Below are 17,398 nucleotides of genomic sequence, written 5' to 3'. Positions count from 1 at the left end.
AGTTCTTGCCCGACGGAGCGGGTCCATCAGCCGCAACCAGGGCCGTCACGTCCGTCGCCAGCGGCGGCGGCCGAGCCCGTCCGTGGAGTGAGATCCGTCGATGTGAGGGACCCGCTCCCCGCAACAGGCGGTGCGGCACACTACGTGGAGGCATGTTGTCGCACGTGTGGTACGCCAGCTACGGCTCGAACCTGTCCCGACACCGGTTCGAGCGCTACCTGCACGGCGGCACGCCGGTCGGCGGGCGCCGCCGCTACCGGGGGGCACGCGACCGCACGCCCCCTGCCGAGGACCGTCCGTTCCACCTGCCCTGGCGGTTGCGCTTCGGCGGCGCGTCACGGACGTGGGGTGGTGGTGGCATGGCCTTCGTCGACGTCACTGCACACGGGCGGACCCTGGCACGCATGTACCGGCTGCGCACCGGCCAGTTCACCGACGTGCACGCCCAGGAGAACGGCGGCATCGCCCTGCCGACCGACGTCGGCGCCCTGCCACCGGGCACGCCGGTGCGCGCCGGAGGCGGCAACTACCCGATGCTCGTGTGCTGCGGACGCATCGACGGTGTGCCGATCGTGACGTTCACGTCTGACGGGCTGCCGCGGCGCGCCGCGCCTGCGACGGCGTACCTGCGCACCATAGCGGCCGGGCTGGCCGAGTCCCACCGGCTCGGCCCGAAGGCCATCGCCCGCTACCTGCGCGGTGCACCCGCCGTGCGCGACGCCTACGACGAGGCCACGCTCTCGGCTGTGGCCCGCGCCGGGGTCGCCGTGGCGATGGTGCCGCCACCGAGGCACTCGTCACCGGCGTAGACCACGACAGCCTGTCCGGGCGCCACACCGACCGGACGGTCGGCGTGGAAGCGCACACGCAGTCCGTCGCCGTCGCGTGCGAGCGTCGCGGGCAGCGGACGACCACGGTACCGAACCTGGGCGGTCAGGCCACCGGGCCGGGGCACCGCGCGGGCCACCCACGTGACGTCGGTCGCGCGCACCTCGACCGCCTCGAGCGCCGCGCGCGGACCGACGTGCACCTCGTCGCCGACGATGGCGGTCACGTAGAGCGGTTCGGCACTGCCGGCCACACCCAGCCCCCGCCGCTGCCCGACGGTGAACCGGTAGGCACCGTCGTGGCGGGCGAGCTCCCGGCCGTCGGGGCCGATCACCGGACCTGGACGGCTGCCCAGACGGGGCCGCAGGAAGCCGGACAGATCGCCCGACGGGATGAAGCAGATGTCATGGCTGTCGGGTTTGCGCGCCGTGATCAGCCCGCGCTCGGACGCCATGCGCCGCAGCGCCGGTTTGGTGTGCTCCCCCACCGGCCAGCACGTGTGGGCGAGCTGTTCCTGGGTCGCCATGTAGAGGACGTAGGTCTGGTCCTTGTCCGGGTCGGCGGCGCGGAGCAGGCGCCAGCGCCCCGCGGCGTGGCGCAGCCGGACGTGGTGACCGGTCGCCAGCGCGTCGAAGCCCATCGCCCGGGCGCGCTGCAGCAGGGCCGCATACTTCACGCGCTCGTTGCAGCGCACGCAGGGGTTGGGCGTGCGGCCGGCCGCGTACTCGGCGACGAAGTCGTCGACCACCCTGGCCCTGAACGGGGCGGACAGGTCCCACACGTAGAAGGGGATGCCGAGGACGTCCGCGACGCGACGGGCGTCGCGCGCGTCGTCGAGCGTGCAGCAGCCCCTGCCCGGCAGGCCCGACGGCGTATCGGCCATCTTCAGATGGACCCCGGTGACGTCGTGGCCCTGCTCCACGAGCAGCGCGGCGGCCATCGACGAGTCGACGCCGCCCGACATCGCCACGAGCACGCGCATGACCTCACGATACGCGCGCCGCCCGGCGCCCACATCCACCCCGGTGCCGGCACGGCACGCGGGTCCGCGCGTGCAGGTCCGGCCTCAGCCCGCGTCGGGCAGGGCTAGCGCCAGTGCGTCGTCGGGCGTCGGGGAAGGACGGCGCTGCTCACTCGCCGGGTGCTCGACGAGCGCGACCACGCGGTTGGCCATGAAACGGGCGGTCCGCACGATCGTGCCTCCGCGGGTCAGCTCAACGACCTCCACCACGCTCCGGCTCGTCGACGCCTCGACCCGCCGACCCGCTCGCGTGGCAACCACGTCGAAGGTCTGCACACCGTCACCGGTGTCGACCACGATCTCGATCCGATCACCCCGCATGTCACCATCTTGACACCGATCGAACGCGTGTTCCAGTGCGGATGCGTGGGATCGGTCTCACGAGCCTAGAGGAAGCCTCCGCCGTGGTCGCGCAGGTGCTTGATCGCGTCGCGGATGATCGGGATCGCGCGATCGACGTCGTCGGCGGTCGTGGTCCGGCCGCAGGTCAGCCGGACGTGCGCGCTGTCCGCGTCCGCTCCGATCGCCGCGAGCACGTGGCTGGGCGCGGCGGCACCGGACTGGCATGCCGAACCGGCCGAAGCGCACACCCCGCCGGCGTCGAACGCCGTGATGAGCGCTTCACCGTCACAGCCGGCAACCGCGAGGTGGACGTTGTGGGGCAGCCTGACGGTCGGCGACCCGTTCAGCGTGACACCGTCGAGGACGCACAGGCCGTCGATGAGGGTGTCACGCAGGGCACGCAGCCGCGGCACTTCGTCCTCGACGCCAGCCATCGTGAGCTCGGCCGCCGCACCACAGCCGACGATGGCGGGCGCGTTGAACGTTCCGGACCGCACCCCGCGCTCCTGTCCCCCACCGTGCAGCACCGGGGTCGCCGGCACCGTGCGGCGCAGCACGAGCACCCCGACGCCCTTCGGCCCGTTGAACTTGTGCGCCGACAGCGACAGTGCGCCGATGTGCCAGTCGTCGATGCGCAGCGGCGTCCGGCCGAACGCCTGCACGGCGTCGGTGTGCAGGCACACGTCGCCCTCGGCGAGCCGCGGTCCGACGACGTCGAGCGGCTGGACGGTTCCCAGCTCGTTGTTGGCCGCCATGATCGACACGAGCACCGTGCGGTCGGTCACCGCGTCGAGCACGCGGTCGGGATCCACGAGGCCGTCGGATCCCACTGGGACGACGGTCACGTCGAAGCCCTGCGCGTCGCGTAGCCACGTGACCGCGTCGAGCACGGCGTGGTGCTCGATCGCGGTGGTTATCAGGTGCTCGCCACGTCCGGCGTCCCGGGCCGCCCACGCGATGCCCTTGACTGCCTGGTTGTCGGATTCGGTGCCGCCGGAGGTGAACAGCACGTCGAGAGGATGGACGTCGAGGGCGGCCGCGACCTGCTCACGGGCGCGCTCGACCGCGGCGCGGGCCGTCCGCCCGGCCTGGTGGATCGACGACGGGTTGCCGTAGCCGTCCTCGAGCATCGGCAGCATCGCGGCGAGCGCCTCCGGTGCGAGCGGCGTCGTTGCGGCGTGGTCGAGGTAGATCATGTGCCCACGCTACGCGCTCTGCCGGCCGCCGCGGCAGTGTCGAGCGCGAGGACGTAGCCGTGCAGAGCGACGTAGGGCTGGGGCTGCCAGTCCCGATCCGGCGCGCGCCGGAACCCGAGGCGACGGTAGAGCCGCCGCGCAGCCGCCATGTCGGCGGTGCTGTGCAGCACGATCCTGCTGCGTCCCGTCGCAGCCGCCCGGGCGACGCACGCCTCGACGAGCGCCGTGCCGACGCCTGTGCCCTGCACGTCCGGGTCCACCGCGAGCATGCGGATCCCCGCCGCGTCCGCATCATCGAACTCGGCGTAGGCGCTGTCGCGGTCCGGCACGTAGGTCACGGCGCCCACCACATTCGAGCCCCGCACCGCGACGAGCACCTCCACCGCCATGGCGCGCGCGCCGACGTCGGCGAGCGACGCGCGGTAGGGCCCGACGTCGACGCCGAGCCGCTCGTAGGCCGCGAGGGTCAGCTCGGCGACGCGGTCGTGCTCGTCGGCGCGGACGGGCCTGATGATCGGTGCGGCGTCCACGGGTCAGCCGGCGCGCTGCTCGATCTCCTCGATGAGCGCCGGGATCACCACATGCAGGTCCCCCACGACCCCGAAGTCGGCGATGGAGAAGATCGGCGCGTCTCCGTCGGTGTTGATCGCCGCGATCAGCTGCGAGGTCTGCATGCCCGCGCGGTGCTGGATCGCCCCCGAGATCCCCGAACCGATGTACAGCTGCGGGGCGACGGTCTTGCCCGTCTGACCGATCTGATGCTGGTGGGGATACCAGCCGGCATCGGTCGCAGCCCGGGAGGCACCCACCGCGGCTCCGAGCGCATCGGCCAACCGCTCGATCAGGCGGAACCCCTCGGCGTCACCCAGGCCGCGCCCACCTGCGGTGATGATCGACGCCTCGGTCATCTCGGGCCGGTCCCCCGACGACTGCTCCACGACGTCGACCACCTCGATGGCACGCGCTGCGTCGTCCACCGTCACGTCGAGCACGTCGACCGCGGCGGGGTCGCCACCGGCCTCCTCGGCGGTGAACGCGTTCGCCTTCACACCGATGCACGCCAGCAGGCCGGGCCTGACCCTGCAGGTCGAGATCATGTCGCCACCGAAGATCGCCTTCGTCGCGATCAGACCGCCATCGTCGCCGACCGCGAGGTCGACCGCGTCGGTGATCACGCCGGCATCGCGGGCGACCGCGACCGTCGCGACCACGTCGGTGACGAACGGATCCGCCGGATACAGCAGGGTGTCCGCGCCCGACGCGTCCAGGGCCGCCGCCACCACCGCGGCCTGTGGACCCGTTGCATACGCCGTCACGATCGGATCGTCGGACACGTGCACCACCGACCCACCGAACGCTCCCACCCGCCCGTCGACGTCGGCCGCGCCCGGTCCCCATGCGACGGCGTGCACGTCGTCGGCCAGCCCACGCGCCGCGGTCAGGATCTGCCCCGAGACCTTGCCCAGCCTTCCGGCGTCGTGCTCGACAACCACCAGTATCGTCATGTCCGGTCCTCCTACAGGATCTTCTGCTCGACCAGCCAGTCGGCCAGCGCCCTCGCGCCCAGCTGGCCCGATCCATCATCGGTCACCACGCGGCCCGCCTGCTTCGGCGGCCGAGGCACCACGTCCACGACCGCAGTGGCCGACCCATCCAGGCCCACCCGGTTTGCCGGTACGTCGATCGCCGCCAGGTCGCGCACGTCGATGGTCTTCTTCTTGGCCGCCATGATCCCCTTGAACGTGGGATAGCGCGGTTCGTTGATCGCCTCGACCACCGACACCACGACCGGTCTCCGCGCCCGCACCACCTGATAGCCGGCCGGGGTCTCCCGCTGCGCGGTGACGACGTCGCCGTCGATCTGCAGGTCGCGCACGAACGTCAGCGCCGGCACCCCGAGGTGCGCCGCGAGCATCGCCGGCACCAGCATCGTCCGCGCGTCGGACGACTGGTTGCCCATCACGATCAGGTCATAGTCCTCGCCCGCCAGGGCCCCGGCCAGGACGCGCGCCGTCGCTGCCGCGTCACTGCCGGCCAGCGCCGGATCCGTCACCTGGATCGCGCCATCCAGCCCGTACGAGAGCGCCTTGCGCACCGTCGACCCCGCCTCGTCCGGACCCATGCACAACGCGATGATCTGGGTACCCGGCGTGCGCTCGGCGATCTGCAGCGCTTCCTCGATCGCCCACTCGTCGTTGGCATTGAGCACCGGGTCGGACCGGTCGCGATCCACGGTGTGATCGTCAGGGTCCACGTGCTTGGTCGCGGCGGTGTCCGGCACCCGCTTGACAGGGCAGATGATCCTCACAGGCTCCTCCGGCTCTCGTGGTTACCCGACGGTAACATTCTCGCGCCACGGGCCGCCCTGCACTGGCGAGACGGTGTCCGCGGCGTGCCTACCCCCACGGCAGGTCACCACGGTGATCCCAGTAGGTGTCGGTTTGCTCCGCGATGCCGTCCAGCGCGTCGCCGTCCCGGGAAGTCAGCCGCACGTCGAACGCCCGCATGTTGGCGTGCAGGTGCGCGACGGTCGCGGCGCTCGACAGGACGACGTCGGCCCACGGCTGCGCCAGGACCGCGGCCAGCGCGACCGCATCGGTCGTCACCCCCTGGCGCGCCCCGACCGGGTCGAGCACGCCGCGGACGACCGGGTCGCCACCCCGTGGCGTCAGCCGGTCGTTGGCGACGCCCTCCTTGACGATCACCTCATGCCCGCCTCGTGGGCGGTCGACAGCATCGGGCCCGCGGACGGCTCCAGCACGCGGCCAGGAACGCCTCGGCCCGACCGTAGGAGCGCGCGACGTCGACAGAGGTGATGCCCGCATCCCACGCGGCGTCGAGGTACTCCATGATCGGGCAGCCTAGCGTTCGCGTGACCGTGCCCGGGACGCCCACGGCGGTTGCGTGTGGCCCGCTTGCGGTGGAAGGCTGCCACGCATGGGGACACGGCTGCAGCACGTCGTCATCGCGTGCAACGACCACGTCGCGCAGGCCCGGTGGTGGGCCGAGGCCCTGGGCTGGTCGGTGGTGCACACCGACGACCGGGAGGCGGCGGTGGAGCCGGCAGGTGGCCCCGAGGCCGACATCGCACTCGTCTTCGTGCCGGTCCTGGAGCCGAAGGTGGGCAAGAACCGCATCCACCTCGATCTGGCCAGCGCCACGGCGGCGGATCAGGATGCCATCGTCGAACGCCTCGTCGCCCGTGGTGCGCAGCACGCCGACATCGGCCAGACCGACGTCAGCTGGGTCGTGCTGACCGACCCCGAGGGCAACGAGTGCTGCGTGCTGGCGCCGGACTCGCGCTTCGACGAGCCCGGCACGCTCGCCGCCATCGTCGTTGACGCAGTGGCCCCGGGCCGGCTCGCCCGTTTCTGGGCGGAGGCGAGCGGCTGGCAGATTCGCGCGGAGAGCCATCTGGTCGCGACCCTGTGCCACCCCGACGGGAGGCCGCCGGCGCTCGACATCGTCGCGGTGCCGGACCCGACCCCCGGCAAGAACCGGGTGCACCTCGACGTCGCGCCCCTCGTCGACGACAACCAGGACGCGGAGGTGGCCCGGCTGCGCGCACTGGGAGCCCAGCCTGCCGACGTCGGCCAGGCCGACGACGTGACGTGGGTCGTCCTCGTGGATCCGGAGGGCAACGAATTCTGCGTCCTGAGCCCCCGCCGGTAGAGCCCAGCGCTCCCGCTGACCGACGTCAGCGGCCGGTGAACTCGGCCTTGCCGGGGCCGCGCTCGATGAACGAGCGCATGCCGATCTGACGGTCCTCGGTCGCGAAGCATGCGGTGAACAGCGACGACTCGAGGCGCAGTGCGGCGTCGAGGTCCAGCTCCATGCCCTGGTCGATCGCCTGCTTCGCCAGCCGGAGGGCGAACGGACCACGGGCGTAGGCCCGGGCCTGCTCGAGCGCCACGTCGTACACCTCGTCCGCTGCGCACACGCCGTCTACGAGCCCGATGTCGAGCGCTTCGTCGGCGCCGACGATCCGGCCGGAGTACACGAGCTCGCGGGCGCGCTGGATGCCGACGAGGCGTGGCAGGCGCTGTGTGCCCCCGGCCCCCGGGATGATGCCGAGCAGGATCTCGGGCTGGCCCAGCCTGGCGTCCGCGGCCGCGAAGCGGAAGTCCGCCGTCAGCGCCAGCTCGCAGCCCGCGCCGAGGGCGTAGCCTGTCACCGCTGCGATCACGACCTGGGGCAGGCGCGCGACCGCACGCAGGGCCTCCTGCAGGGCGCCCGCGCGCGCGGCGAAGCTCTGGAACGACTCGCCGGCCATCGCCTTGATGTCCGCGCCTGCGGCGAACATGCGCTCGCCACCCCAGAGGACCACGGCCCGGGCCTCGGCATCCGTCGACAGCAGCGTGGCGGCCTCGAGCAGCTCGTCCCACACCTGGAAGTTCAGGGCGTTCACGGGTGGGCGGTCGATCCGCAGGGTCACGACGCCGTCGCCGGCTCCCGACAGCACCACGTGCTCACCGACCTGCCGCTCCATGCCGTCGGGCATCACTTCCCCTCCCAGGCCTCGTCCTGCTCCTCCCACCGGTCCTCGCGCGCATCGTGCTGCTGCTTCCAGTTGCGCGCGGCGTCGGCGGTCGGGTAGGGACCGAGCAGGTCGCGCTCGGGACACGTCCCGGCGCTCGTCTCGACGCGGTGATGCTTCTGGCACCAGTAGTACTCGTTGCTCACTTCGGACCGCCTTGGAATCGATGGGCACGCCGTGTGCGTGTACCCCCTCGCGGTGCCGGTACTAACACACGGTCAGCGGGAGGCCGGGCTCTGCAGGTGGGTCGCCCCCCGCGCCACCGTCATGGGCGCGGAACCGTCCGGCGGCGCGACCGCGGGGTGGGACAGCCAGTCGGCGACCCATGCGGGCGCGTCGCCGGACGGCTTCCCGCCGCGTACGGCGGCCGCACCCAGCCGTCCGAGCAGATCCCCCAGCGGCATGGTCTCGGGCCCGAGCAGTCCGAGGCGCATGTGCAGGTCGGCGACCGCATCACGCTGCCGGTCGGCGGTGACGACGGCCCGGGTCACGTCGTCGACGTGGATCGGCGCGTGGGGCGTCGCGAGATCGACGTCGGTCGCCGGCACCCACCCGCTGGCGAGCCTCCGGGTGAACCGATCGGCGGGCCCGTACCTCAGGGCGGTCGACAGCGTGACGGTCTCCACAGGCAGCTCCTCGAACAGCGCGCCGATCTCATCGAGCGCGGCCAGGTACCGGTTGGCCGGGTCGACAGCCAACTCGCGGACCCACACCAGCCGGCGCACGCCTGCGCCGAGCAGTGCACTCGCGAGCGTCGCGGCGTTCACGACCTGCACGGCTGGCTCCAGCAGGGGCCCGACGACACAGTGCGCGACGGTGTGCACCTGCGCGAGCGCGGCCTCCAGGTGCCCCTCGTCGTCGAGCTCGCCCACCGCGACCTTGCAGCCACGCGCACGCAGCGCGGCCGCCGCGTCGGCACCGACGTCGGTCGCGTCGAGGAAGGCGCGGACCTCACCACCGGACGCCAGCAGCTGATCGGTCACGGCGGCTCCGAGCCCCTGCTCGGCTCCGGTCACCATCACGGGCATGGCGGTCAGGCCACCGCGCGGTCGACGTCACACCGCGCGACCGGGACCCCGCCGGCGCTCAACGGTCGTCGGCCAGCCCGTGGTCACCCCGCAGCGGGACGAAGCGGGCCGCACCGAGGTGCCGGTCGACGACCAGCTTGCCGCCACGCTTGACGAACCGGACCAGGTCGTCGCCGTGCTGCTCACCAAGCGGCTGGATCAACCGTCCGCCCTCCGCCAGCTGCTCGACGAGTGGCGGCGGCACCGTGGCGAAGGCCGCGGACACCACGATCGCGTCGAACGGCGCGTACTCAGGCCATCCCAGGGTTCCGTCGCCCGCCGTGAGGACGACATTGTGGATCCCGCGGGAGGCGAGGTTGCCGCGTGCGGTCTCGACCAGGTCAGCGAACCGGTCGATGCTGTAGACCTGCTCAGCGACCAGCGCCAGCAGCGCCGTCTGGTACCCGAGCCCGGTCCCGACCTCCAGCACCCGGTCGTTGGGCGCCAGCTCGAGCGAGGCGACGATGTGCGCGATCAACGTCGGCTGCGACGTGGTCTGCCCGTGTCCGATGGGGATGGGCGCGTCGCGGTTGGCGACCAACCTGGCCGACGGCGGCACGAACGCCACCCGCGGCACCTGGGCCATCGCGTCGAGGACCCGCTGGTCGGTGACACCGAGCGCGGCCGCACGTTCGACGAGCGACGTCCGGCCGCGCGCGGACATCAGCCGTTCCCGTCGTGGGTCCGGCCGCCCCGCCGACCACCGCGTCGCCAGGGCGACGTGTCGCGCGACCACGTCTGACTGATCATGCTGCGACGTCGATGACGACGATCGTGACGTTGTCAGGGCCTCCGCGCTGCAGCGCCGCCGTGATGAGCGCCTCGACGACGGCCTCCGGGGTGTCGGCGTCACCGATCACGCCGGGGATGTCGGCGTCGGGGATCGGGTCGGTCATGCCGTCAGTGCACAGCACGACCCGGTCGCCGGGCTGCAGGTCAACGCGTGGCGTGTCGATCTCGACGTCGACATCGAGCCCTACCGCCTGCGCCAGCACGTGCCTGCTGGGGTGGTGAAGGGCTTCCTCGGCGGAGATCACGCCGGCGCGGACCGCACGCTGGACGGGCGTGTGGTCCTCCGTGATCTGCGACAGCCCGTCACCCCGCAGGAGGTAGCCGCGGCTGTCGCCGACATGGGCGAAGCACAGTGTCTCGCCCACCGCGACAGCGGCTGTCACGGTCGTGCCCATGCCGGCGTGCTGCGGGTCCTCGGCGGCGGAGTGGTGGATCCTGCGGTTGGCGTCGCGCACCGCCTCCGTCAGCGCATGCTGCGCGGCGTCGGCGGTCGTGTCCTCGTCGAAGCGCAGCTCGCCGAGACGTTCCACGACGAGCGCGGACGCCACCTCACCCGCCGCGTGACCGCCGAGGCCGTCGGCGACCACGTACAGGGGAGGCTCACACAGGTAGCTGTCCTCGTTCTGGGGGCGGATCAACCCCACGTGGCTTCCCGCAGCACTGCTCAACCTCACGCCGCCTCCGCCTGTCCTCGACTGCAGGAGCAGGATGCCCTCTGAACATCTTCGCACACGCCCTGTAGCCGCTGCACCCCGCGGTCCGGCCGGCCGGACAGTCGACGCGTGCGCCCTCAGGAACGACCCACCGCCCGTTCGATGGTCGCCAGCGCATCAGGATCCTCGATCGTCGACGGCGTCGCGTAGTCCCTGCCGTCCGCGATGCTGCGCATCGTACGACGCAGGATCTTGCCGGACCGCGTCTTGGGCAACTTGTCGACGACGCGCACGTCACGGAACGCCGCGACTGCGCCGACCTCGTCTCGCACCATGTGCACCAGCTCGGCCCGCAGCACATCGTGATCGGTGTCGACGCCGGCCTTGAGGACCACGAAGCCGACGGGCAGCTGGCCCTTCATCTGGTCGGCCACGCCGACGACGGCGCACTCGGCGACGTCGGCGTGCGAGGCGACGACCTCCTCCATCGCGCCGGTCGACAGACGGTGACCGGCGACGTTGATCACGTCGTCGGTGCGGCCCATGATGAACACGTAGCCGTCCTCGTCGATGTAGCCGCCATCGCCGGTCAGGTAGTAGCCGTCGAACCTCGACAGGTACTCGCGAACGTAGCGGTCGTCGTCGCCGTACACGGTGAGCAGCGCACCCGGGGGCAGGGGCACGCGGATGGCGATCGCGCCCTCCTCCCCTGCCGACTGCTGGCGGCCGTGCTCCTCGAGGACCTCGACCCGCCACCCCGGGACCGGCACGGCGGCCGAGCCAGGCTTGATGGGCAGCTGCTCGATGCCGATCGGGTTGGCGACCATGGGCCACCCGGTCTCGGTCTGCCACCAGTGGTCGACCACCGGGCGGTCCAGCAGGCCGGTCGCCCAGTCGTAGGTGTCCGGGTCCGTGCGTTCGCCGGCGAGGAACAGCGCGCGGAAGTGCGACAGGTCGTGGCCCTTGAGGTGCGCCCCCTCCGCGTCCTGCTTCTTGATCGCCCGGAACGCGGTCGGTGCGGTGAACAGCGTGTGCACTCCGTGGTCGGCGATGACCCGCCAGAACGCCCCCGCGTCCGGGGTGCCGACCGGCTTGCCCTCGTACATGATCGTGGTGCAGCCCGTCAGCAGCGGCGCGTAGACGATGTACGAGTGGCCGACGACCCAGCCGACGTCCGACGCGGCCCAGAACACCTCACCCGGATGGGTGTCGTAGATGTTCGGCATGCTCCAACGCAACGCCACCGCGTGACCGCCGTTGTCACGCAGCACACCTTTCGGCTTGCCCGTCGTACCGGAGGTGTAGAGGATGTAGAGAGGGTCGTCGCCGGCCAACGGCACGCAGTCGGTAGGTTCCGCCGCCGTCATCACGTCGGCCCACGTGTGATCGCGATCCTCGGTCAGATCGGCGGGACGGGCGTCACGCTGGAGCACGACGCACGCATCGGGTTGATGGGTCGCCATGTCGAGTGCCCGGTTGATGATCGGCATGTACTCGACGACCCGCGCCGGCTCGATGCCGCAGGACGCAGCGACCAGGACCTTGGGCGTGGCGTCGTCGATGCGCACGGCCAGCTCGCGGGGCGCGAACCCGCCGAAGACCACCGAGTGCACGGCGCCGATCCGTGCGCAGGCCAGCATCGCGATCGCCGCCTCAGGCACCATCGGCATGTAGATGATGACGCGGTCACCGGTCTCGACACCGAGGTCGCGCAGCGCGCCGGCGAACCGGGCGACCTGGTCGTGCAGCTCCCGGTACGTCAGGCGGGTGATGCTGTCGGTCACCGGCGAGTCGTGGACGATCGCAATCTGGTCACCCCGTTCGTCGAGATGACGGTCCACGGCGTTGTAGCAGGTGTTCAGCCGCCCGTCGGCGAACCAGCGGGGGTGGGTCGGGTCGCTGGCGTCGAGCACGGTCTCCGGCTCGGTGTCCCACGTGATCAGTCCTGTCGCTTCCCGCCAGAACCCACCGGGATCGTCGACGCTGCGGCGGAACTGCTCTGCATAGGTCACACCACACGACCTATCGCTGTCGCTGCCTGAGGTCACGTCACGCGCTCCTTCGACGTCGGGTCGGCGACGCGCAGCGTACCCAACGCCCCGAGCGGCCAGACGCGACGCGCCGGTCAGGGCACCAGCAGCACCTTCCCACGCGTGCCGCGCCCCTCGATGTAGCGGTGGGCCTCAGCAGCGTCGGACAGCGGCAGCTCGCGGTCGATGCGCACGGTCAGGCTGCCCTCGGCGATGGCGTCGAACAGCTCGCCGGCCCGCCATCGCAGGTCCTCCGTCGTGGCGATGTAGTGGAACAGCGTGGGCCGCGTCAGGAACAGCGACCCCCCGGCGGCCAGCCGCTGCGGGTCGAACGGCTCGACGGGTCCGCTGGACTGGCCGTAGAGCACCAGGTAGCCGCGCGTGCGCAGGCATGTCAGGCTACGGTCAAACGTCTCCCTGCCAACGGACTCGTAGACGACGTCCACGCCGCCGTCGGTCAGGCGCTCGACCTCCTCGGCGAAGTCGACCTCGGTGTAGCGGATGACCTCGTGGGCTCCCGCCGCGGCCGCCAGCTCGGCCTTCTCGGCGGTCGACACCGTCGCCAGTACGCGCGCACCGGTCCGCGACGCGAGCTGGACCAGGAACTGACCCACCCCCCCGGCTCCGGCATGGACCAGCGCCGTGTCCTCGGCGCGCAGCGGGAAGGTGCTGGTGACCAGGTAGTGCGCGGTCATGCCCTGCAGCATGACCGCCGCGGCCACCTCCAGGTGGATCTCCTCCGGTACCACCACCGCGCGGTACACCGGCACGGTCTGCAGCTCGGCGTAGGAGCCGAGCACATCCGCCCACGCGACGCGATCACCCACAGTGACGTCGGTGACGCCTGCGCCGACCTCCTCGACGACGCCGGCGCCCTCCATGCCAATGCCGGTCGGCACGTCGAGCGGGTACCGGCCCGTCCGGTGGTAGACGTCGATGAAGTTCAGCCCAGCGGCGGCCACGCGGACCAGCACCTCGCCGGGTTCCGGCGTGGGGTCGTCGACGTCGCGCAGCTGCAGCTCCTCCGGTCCGCCGATCGCGCCCACTCGGATCGCCTTCATGTCCGCTTCCTCCGTCGCTGTCGTCCGCCGGGGGATCCCGCCGGTCGCTGGCGTGGACCACGCGGCACCTGTACGCGGAACCCGCCTCCCCGCCCACCTCGTGGCGGGTGGGGACCCGGAGGTCTATCCGGTGCGTCGCAGGGTACCGGCCGGAGGCTATCGACGTGCTCCACACGGTCGAACACCAGCTCAAGGACCGCCAGGCCCGATCGGCAGCAGCATCACGGGACGTGGCGCGCCGAGCGTCGCGACCGTCCTCCAAGCTGGGCACCGCCTTCGCGGCGAGAAGGTGGTCGCGGGCGTGTTCGCGCTCACGGCGCTGCTGTGGATCATCGGCACCCCGCTGCAGGGCTGGGCGGCCGGTACCACGCTGGAGGGCAGCGACGATGCCGCGATCGCCATCGGCGCCGCCATGGTGCTGTTCGCGTGGCCGATCACCCGCGAGCCGGTGTGTTCGTGCTCGACTGGGAGTCGGCGACGCAGCCGCCGTGGGGCATCGTGCTGCTGTTCGGCGGCGGGCTGTCGCTCGCGGCCGCCACCAGCGGCAACCGGCGTCGACGCGTTCATCGGTCAGCAGGTCGAGGCGTCGGCGGGCTTCCCGCGATCCAGCAGATGGCGCGCACCGGCATCATCCTCAACGGCGTCGGCATCGTGCTCATCACGCTCGTGATGGTCGCGCTGGCAGGCCCGGTGCTCGGCGTCAGCCTCAGCGCGGGCTGACGGTCACGATCGCCACCGGCCGCTGCGGAGATCAGTCGTCTTCGGCGGTGGCCCGTGCCTCGCCGGCGGCGGTGACCTGCGAGCGCACGGCCTCGGCGACAGCGGGGACCACGCGCTCGTCGAACGGCGACGGGATGATGTAGTCGGCCGACAGCTCCTCCTCGGTTACGATGTCGGCCAGCGCCTGCGCGGCAGCCTGCTCGGTGTCGAGGTTGACGTTGGTGGCACGCGCATCGAGCAGCCCTCGGAAGATGCCGGGGAACACCAGCACGTTGTTGATCTGATTCGGGTAGTCGCTGCGGCCGGTCGCGATGACAGCGACGGTGTCGGGCAGCAGCTCGGGCATGATCTCGGGCACGGGGTTGGCCAGCGCGAACACGATTGCGTCGTTGGCCATCCTCGCCACCCACGCGGGCTCGACGGTGTTGGGGCCCGACAGCCCGATGAAGACGTCGGCACCGTCGAACGCGTCCTTGGGGCCTCCGGTGCGGTGCTCCGCGTTGGTCCGCTCCGCGACGGCACGCTTCACGTCGTCGAGGTCGTCGCGCCCGGGGTGGATGATGCCACCGCGGTCGCAGCCGATGATGTCGGCGACGCCGACGTGGTTGAGCAGATCGACGCACGCGACGCCGGCCGCACCCATCCCCAGCATCACGATCCGCAGCTCGTCCATCGACCGGCCCGTGGTCCTCGCGGCGTTCATCAGCGCGGCCAGCACGACGGCCGCGGTGCCGTGCTGGTCGTCGTGGAACACCGGGATGTCCAGGGCGTCCTTGAGCCCCCGCTCGACCTCGAAGCAGCGCGGTGACGCGATGTCCTCGAGGTTGATCCCACCGAACGTCGGGGCGATCGCCTTGCCGACCGCGATCAGCTCGTCGGCGCTCGACACGTCCACGCACACGGGGAAGGCGTCGATGTCGGCGAACTCCTTGAACAGCAGGGCCTTGCCCTCCATGACAGGCAGCGCGGCCTCCGGGCCGATGTCGCCCATGCCCAGCACGGCCGTCCCGTCGGTCAGCACGGCGACGGTGTTGCCGCGGAAGGTGAAGTCCCAGACCTGCTGGGGATGCTCGGAGATGGCGCGCGAGACACGCCCGACCCCGGGGGTGTAGGCCATCGACAGGTCGTTGCGCGTGCGGACTCGGATCTTGCTGACCACACCGAGCTTGCCGTTGCGATGCTGCTCGAAGATGCGGTCGGTGACGCGGAGCACCTCGACACCGTCGACCTTGGAGGCCGCGTCGGCGATCTGCCGCGCGTGGTCCTCGTCGCGTGCCATCACGCTGATGTCGCGGATGACGACGCCGTCCCGGTGCCCGACGATCTCCAGCGCCTCGAGGTCGCCGCCCGCCTCGCCGATGGCCGATGTCAGCCGCCCGAGCATCCCGGGTTCCTGTCGGAGCGCGCAGCGCAGTGTCTGGGTGTACCCCGCTGAGGGGCTGATCTCGAACATGTCACGGATGCTACGCACCCGTGTGGGTACAGTGCAATCGGGTCGTGCCCGGCATCCGGGGGCGGGCGCGCGGACGGCCGGAGCCGAGGTGCCGCTGCTACGCTTCCGACCCCGTGTCACACGCCGCCACGCCGTGCGGGCGTGGTGTGGAAGGTCGTCATCGCAGTGTCCTCCAGATCGCAGATCACACCGCTCAGCGGCTTCCCCGAGTGGCTGCCCGAGCAGCGGATGGTCGAACAGGAGCTGCTCGACCGCATCCGGCACCTCGCCGAGCTCTACGGCTTCGTGCCGTTGGAGACGCGCGCCGTGGAGCCGCTGGAGCACCTCGTGCACCAGGGCGAGACGACCAAGGAGATCTACACCGTCGGCCGGCTGCAAGGTGACGACGACGCCGACGAGCTGGGCCTGCACTTCGATCTGACCGTGCCGCTGGCGCGCTACGTCCGGCAGTTCCGCGGGCACCTGCGCTTCCCATTCAAGCGCTACCAGATCCAGAAGGTCTGGCGTGGCGAGCGACCGCAGGAGGGGCGGTACCGCGAGTTCTACCAGGCCGACCTCGACGTCGTCGCCGACGGCGAGCTGCCGCTGCACTTCGACGCCGAGATGCCGGTGATCATGCACGAGCTGCTGGCGACCCTGCCCGTTCCACGCGCCACGGTGCTGGTCAGCAACCGTCGCATCCTCGACGGCTTCGGTGCCGGCCTGGGCCGTGAGGACACGACCGAGGTCGTCCGCGCGCTCGACAAGGTCGACAAGGTCGGCGCGGCCGCCGTGCGCGAGATGCTGTGCGACCAGGTCGCCATGGACGACGCCGAGGCGGACCGCTGGCTCCGGCTGGCGACGATCCGGACGCCCGACACGGGCTTCGTCGACGAGGTCGCGGCGCTCGGCGTCACCGACGACCTGCTGGCACGGGGCGTCGACGAGCTGGCGTCCGTGATCGCAGCCACTTCCGCGCTACCGCACGGCTCGGTCCTGGCCGACCTGCACGTCGCCCGCGGTCTCGACTACTACACCGGCACCGTCTACGAGTCGACCATCGAGAGCCACGCCGACCTCGGGTCGATCTGCTCGGGCGGGCGCTATGACGACCTGGCGTCCGGCGACGGGCACGCGCTGCCCGGTGTCGGTGTCTCGGTCGGCGTATCCCGCCTGCTCGGGCGCTTCCTGGGCGGTGGCGCCATCGCGGCCTCGCGCTCGACACCCACGTGCGTGCTGGTCGCTCTGGTCGCCGAGGAGACCCGGGACCGGTCCGCCGCGATCGCCCGGGAGCTGCGCGCACGCGGCATCGCCGCCGAGGTGTTCCACGAGCCAGTCCGCTTCGGAAAGCAGATCCGCCACGCCGACCGCCGCGGCATCCCCTTCGTGTGGTTCCCGGCCCACGGTGAGGTCGACAGCGACAGCGTCCGCGACATACGATCCGGCGACCAGGTGCCGGCGGACGCCATGACGTGGACGCCGCCCGAACGGGACCTGCGCCCGACGATCGAGACGGTGGCCTGACCGCCCCGGGCGTCAGGGCTTGAGTCCCGACCGCCGCACGCGGTCGGCCGTGGTCGCCGAGAAGCGGTGGTCGGACAGCTTCGGCTGCGCATGGAGGTCGGCGACGGGCGGTCACCGACTGGAGGTAGTCACCGCTCACGCATCTGTGAGATCGCGACGCGGTTGCCCCGGTCGCATCGAGGACTTCGGCACAGA

At 71.6% G+C, this 17,398-nt stretch carries 19 protein-coding genes; 4 read left to right on the top strand and 15 right to left on the bottom strand.

Annotation, left to right across the window (positions count from 1 at the left end; all coding sequences use genetic code 11):
- Positions 1-152 precede the first annotated feature (152 nt).
- On the top strand, positions 153-809 hold the full coding sequence (locus VK923_10175; GenBank protein HSJ45036.1) for a hypothetical protein: 657 nt from the start codon (positions 153-155) through the stop codon (positions 807-809).
- Here the strand turns inward: VK923_10175 and mnmA are convergent.
- From mnmA to VK923_10140, 7 genes are all read right to left on the bottom strand, one after another.
- Positions 722-1,810 carry a tRNA 2-thiouridine(34) synthase MnmA gene (gene mnmA, locus VK923_10170; GenBank protein ID HSJ45035.1) on the bottom strand — a complete coding sequence of 363 codons (1,089 nt, stop codon included), beginning with the start codon at positions 1,808-1,810 and terminating at the stop codon, positions 722-724. The genes VK923_10175 and mnmA overlap by 88 nt on opposite strands.
- Positions 1,811-1,894: 84 nt before the next feature.
- Positions 1,895-2,170, bottom strand: coding sequence for a hypothetical protein (locus VK923_10165; protein ID HSJ45034.1), 276 nt, complete (start codon positions 2,168-2,170; stop codon positions 1,895-1,897).
- A gap of 65 nt (positions 2,171-2,235) precedes the next feature.
- Positions 2,236-3,387, bottom strand: a complete 1,152-nt coding sequence (locus VK923_10160; protein HSJ45033.1) for a cysteine desulfurase family protein — start codon at positions 3,385-3,387, stop codon at positions 2,236-2,238.
- Complete coding sequence (locus tag VK923_10155) at positions 3,384-3,917, bottom strand: GNAT family N-acetyltransferase (protein ID HSJ45032.1); 534 nt, start codon at positions 3,915-3,917, stop codon at positions 3,384-3,386. Before VK923_10155 ends, VK923_10160 begins: the two co-directional genes overlap by 4 nt.
- 3 nt (positions 3,918-3,920) lie before the next feature.
- Entirely contained in the window at positions 3,921-4,892 is a 972-nt protein-coding gene (locus VK923_10150) for an electron transfer flavoprotein subunit alpha/FixB family protein (GenBank protein HSJ45031.1), read from the bottom strand.
- Between the two features lie 11 nt (positions 4,893-4,903).
- Entirely contained in the window at positions 4,904-5,695 is a 792-nt protein-coding gene (locus tag VK923_10145; protein HSJ45030.1) for an electron transfer flavoprotein subunit beta/FixA family protein, read from the bottom strand.
- Between the two features lie 88 nt (positions 5,696-5,783).
- Positions 5,784-6,092 carry an aldo/keto reductase gene (locus tag VK923_10140; GenBank protein HSJ45029.1) on the bottom strand — a complete coding sequence of 103 codons (309 nt, stop codon included), beginning with the start codon at positions 6,090-6,092 and terminating at the stop codon, positions 5,784-5,786.
- 232 nt (positions 6,093-6,324) lie between these two features.
- Between VK923_10140 and VK923_10135 the strand changes: the two genes are divergently transcribed.
- Entirely contained in the window at positions 6,325-7,059 is a 735-nt protein-coding gene (locus VK923_10135; protein HSJ45028.1) for a VOC family protein, read from the top strand.
- Positions 7,060-7,084: 25 nt separating this feature from the next.
- On the opposite strand, the gene VK923_10130 is transcribed toward VK923_10135, so the two are convergent.
- From VK923_10130 to VK923_10100, 7 genes are all read right to left on the bottom strand, one after another.
- Positions 7,085-7,888 (bottom strand): enoyl-CoA hydratase-related protein, encoded by an 804-nt coding sequence (locus tag VK923_10130; GenBank protein ID HSJ45027.1) that lies wholly within the window; start codon positions 7,886-7,888, stop codon positions 7,085-7,087.
- Positions 7,888-8,070 carry a hypothetical protein gene (locus tag VK923_10125; GenBank protein HSJ45026.1) on the bottom strand — a complete coding sequence of 61 codons (183 nt, stop codon included), beginning with the start codon at positions 8,068-8,070 and terminating at the stop codon, positions 7,888-7,890. The genes VK923_10130 and VK923_10125 overlap by 1 nt, the downstream gene beginning before the upstream one ends.
- A gap of 72 nt (positions 8,071-8,142) precedes the next feature.
- The gene (locus tag VK923_10120) at positions 8,143-8,943 is read right to left on the bottom strand and encodes an NmrA family NAD(P)-binding protein (protein HSJ45025.1); all 801 of its coding nucleotides are present in this window, start codon (positions 8,941-8,943) and stop codon (positions 8,143-8,145) included.
- 67 nt (positions 8,944-9,010) lie between these two features.
- Positions 9,011-9,655, bottom strand: coding sequence for a protein-L-isoaspartate(D-aspartate) O-methyltransferase (locus tag VK923_10115; protein ID HSJ45024.1), 645 nt, complete (start codon positions 9,653-9,655; stop codon positions 9,011-9,013).
- 82 nt (positions 9,656-9,737) lie between these two features.
- Complete coding sequence (locus VK923_10110; protein ID HSJ45023.1) at positions 9,738-10,457, bottom strand: Stp1/IreP family PP2C-type Ser/Thr phosphatase; 720 nt, start codon at positions 10,455-10,457, stop codon at positions 9,738-9,740.
- Positions 10,458-10,573: 116 nt separating this feature from the next.
- Positions 10,574-12,484, bottom strand: a complete 1,911-nt coding sequence (locus tag VK923_10105) for a propionyl-CoA synthetase (GenBank protein ID HSJ45022.1) — start codon at positions 12,482-12,484, stop codon at positions 10,574-10,576.
- Between the two features lie 77 nt (positions 12,485-12,561).
- Entirely contained in the window at positions 12,562-13,527 is a 966-nt protein-coding gene (locus tag VK923_10100) for a quinone oxidoreductase (GenBank protein ID HSJ45021.1), read from the bottom strand.
- 426 nt (positions 13,528-13,953) lie between these two features.
- Between VK923_10100 and VK923_10095 the strand changes: the two genes are divergently transcribed.
- The gene (locus VK923_10095) at positions 13,954-14,247 is read left to right on the top strand and encodes a hypothetical protein (protein HSJ45020.1); all 294 of its coding nucleotides are present in this window, start codon (positions 13,954-13,956) and stop codon (positions 14,245-14,247) included.
- A 31-nt stretch (positions 14,248-14,278) separates the two neighbouring features.
- Here the strand turns inward: VK923_10095 and VK923_10090 are convergent, their stop codons facing one another.
- On the bottom strand, positions 14,279-15,700 hold the full coding sequence (locus VK923_10090) for an NAD-dependent malic enzyme (protein ID HSJ45019.1): 1,422 nt from the start codon (positions 15,698-15,700) through the stop codon (positions 14,279-14,281).
- 165 nt (positions 15,701-15,865) lie between these two features.
- Here VK923_10090 and hisS point away from each other — a divergent pair, with 165 nt between their 5' ends.
- Positions 15,866-17,203 carry a histidine--tRNA ligase gene (gene hisS, locus VK923_10085; protein ID HSJ45018.1) on the top strand — a complete coding sequence of 446 codons (1,338 nt, stop codon included), beginning with the start codon at positions 15,866-15,868 and terminating at the stop codon, positions 17,201-17,203.
- Positions 17,204-17,398 lie beyond the last annotated feature (195 nt).

The organism is Euzebyales bacterium (assembly GCA_035461305.1).
Lineage (GTDB): Bacteria > Actinomycetota > Nitriliruptoria > Euzebyales > JAHELV01 > JAHELV01.
The sequence above is the reverse complement of the archived record's forward strand: the minus strand, read 5'-3'. Positions and strand labels throughout refer to the sequence as shown.

What these genes read in the sequence shown, in the direction of transcription:
- VK923_10175 (HSJ45036.1), top strand. Translation starts at nt 153, where the DNA reads ATGTTGTCGCACGTGTGGTACGCCAGCTACGGCTCGAACCTGTCCCGA.
- mnmA (HSJ45035.1), bottom strand. Translation starts at nt 1,810, where the DNA reads ATGCGCGTGCTCGTGGCGATGTCGGGCGGCGTCGACTCGTCGATGGCC.
- VK923_10165 (HSJ45034.1), bottom strand. Translation starts at nt 2,170, where the DNA reads ATGCGGGGTGATCGGATCGAGATCGTGGTCGACACCGGTGACGGTGTG.
- VK923_10160 (HSJ45033.1), bottom strand. Translation starts at nt 3,387, where the DNA reads ATGATCTACCTCGACCACGCCGCAACGACGCCGCTCGCACCGGAGGCG.
- VK923_10150 (HSJ45031.1), bottom strand. Translation starts at nt 4,892, where the DNA reads ATGACGATACTGGTGGTTGTCGAGCACGACGCCGGAAGGCTGGGCAAG.
- VK923_10135 (HSJ45028.1), top strand. Translation starts at nt 6,325, where the DNA reads ATGGGGACACGGCTGCAGCACGTCGTCATCGCGTGCAACGACCACGTC.
- VK923_10130 (HSJ45027.1), bottom strand. Translation starts at nt 7,888, where the DNA reads ATGCCCGACGGCATGGAGCGGCAGGTCGGTGAGCACGTGGTGCTGTCG.
- VK923_10120 (HSJ45025.1), bottom strand. Translation starts at nt 8,943, where the DNA reads ATGGTGACCGGAGCCGAGCAGGGGCTCGGAGCCGCCGTGACCGATCAG.
- VK923_10115 (HSJ45024.1), bottom strand. Translation starts at nt 9,655, where the DNA reads ATGTCCGCGCGCGGCCGGACGTCGCTCGTCGAACGTGCGGCCGCGCTC.
- VK923_10100 (HSJ45021.1), bottom strand. Translation starts at nt 13,527, where the DNA reads ATGAAGGCGATCCGAGTGGGCGCGATCGGCGGACCGGAGGAGCTGCAG.
- VK923_10090 (HSJ45019.1), bottom strand. Translation starts at nt 15,700, where the DNA reads ATGTTCGAGATCAGCCCCTCAGCGGGGTACACCCAGACACTGCGCTGC.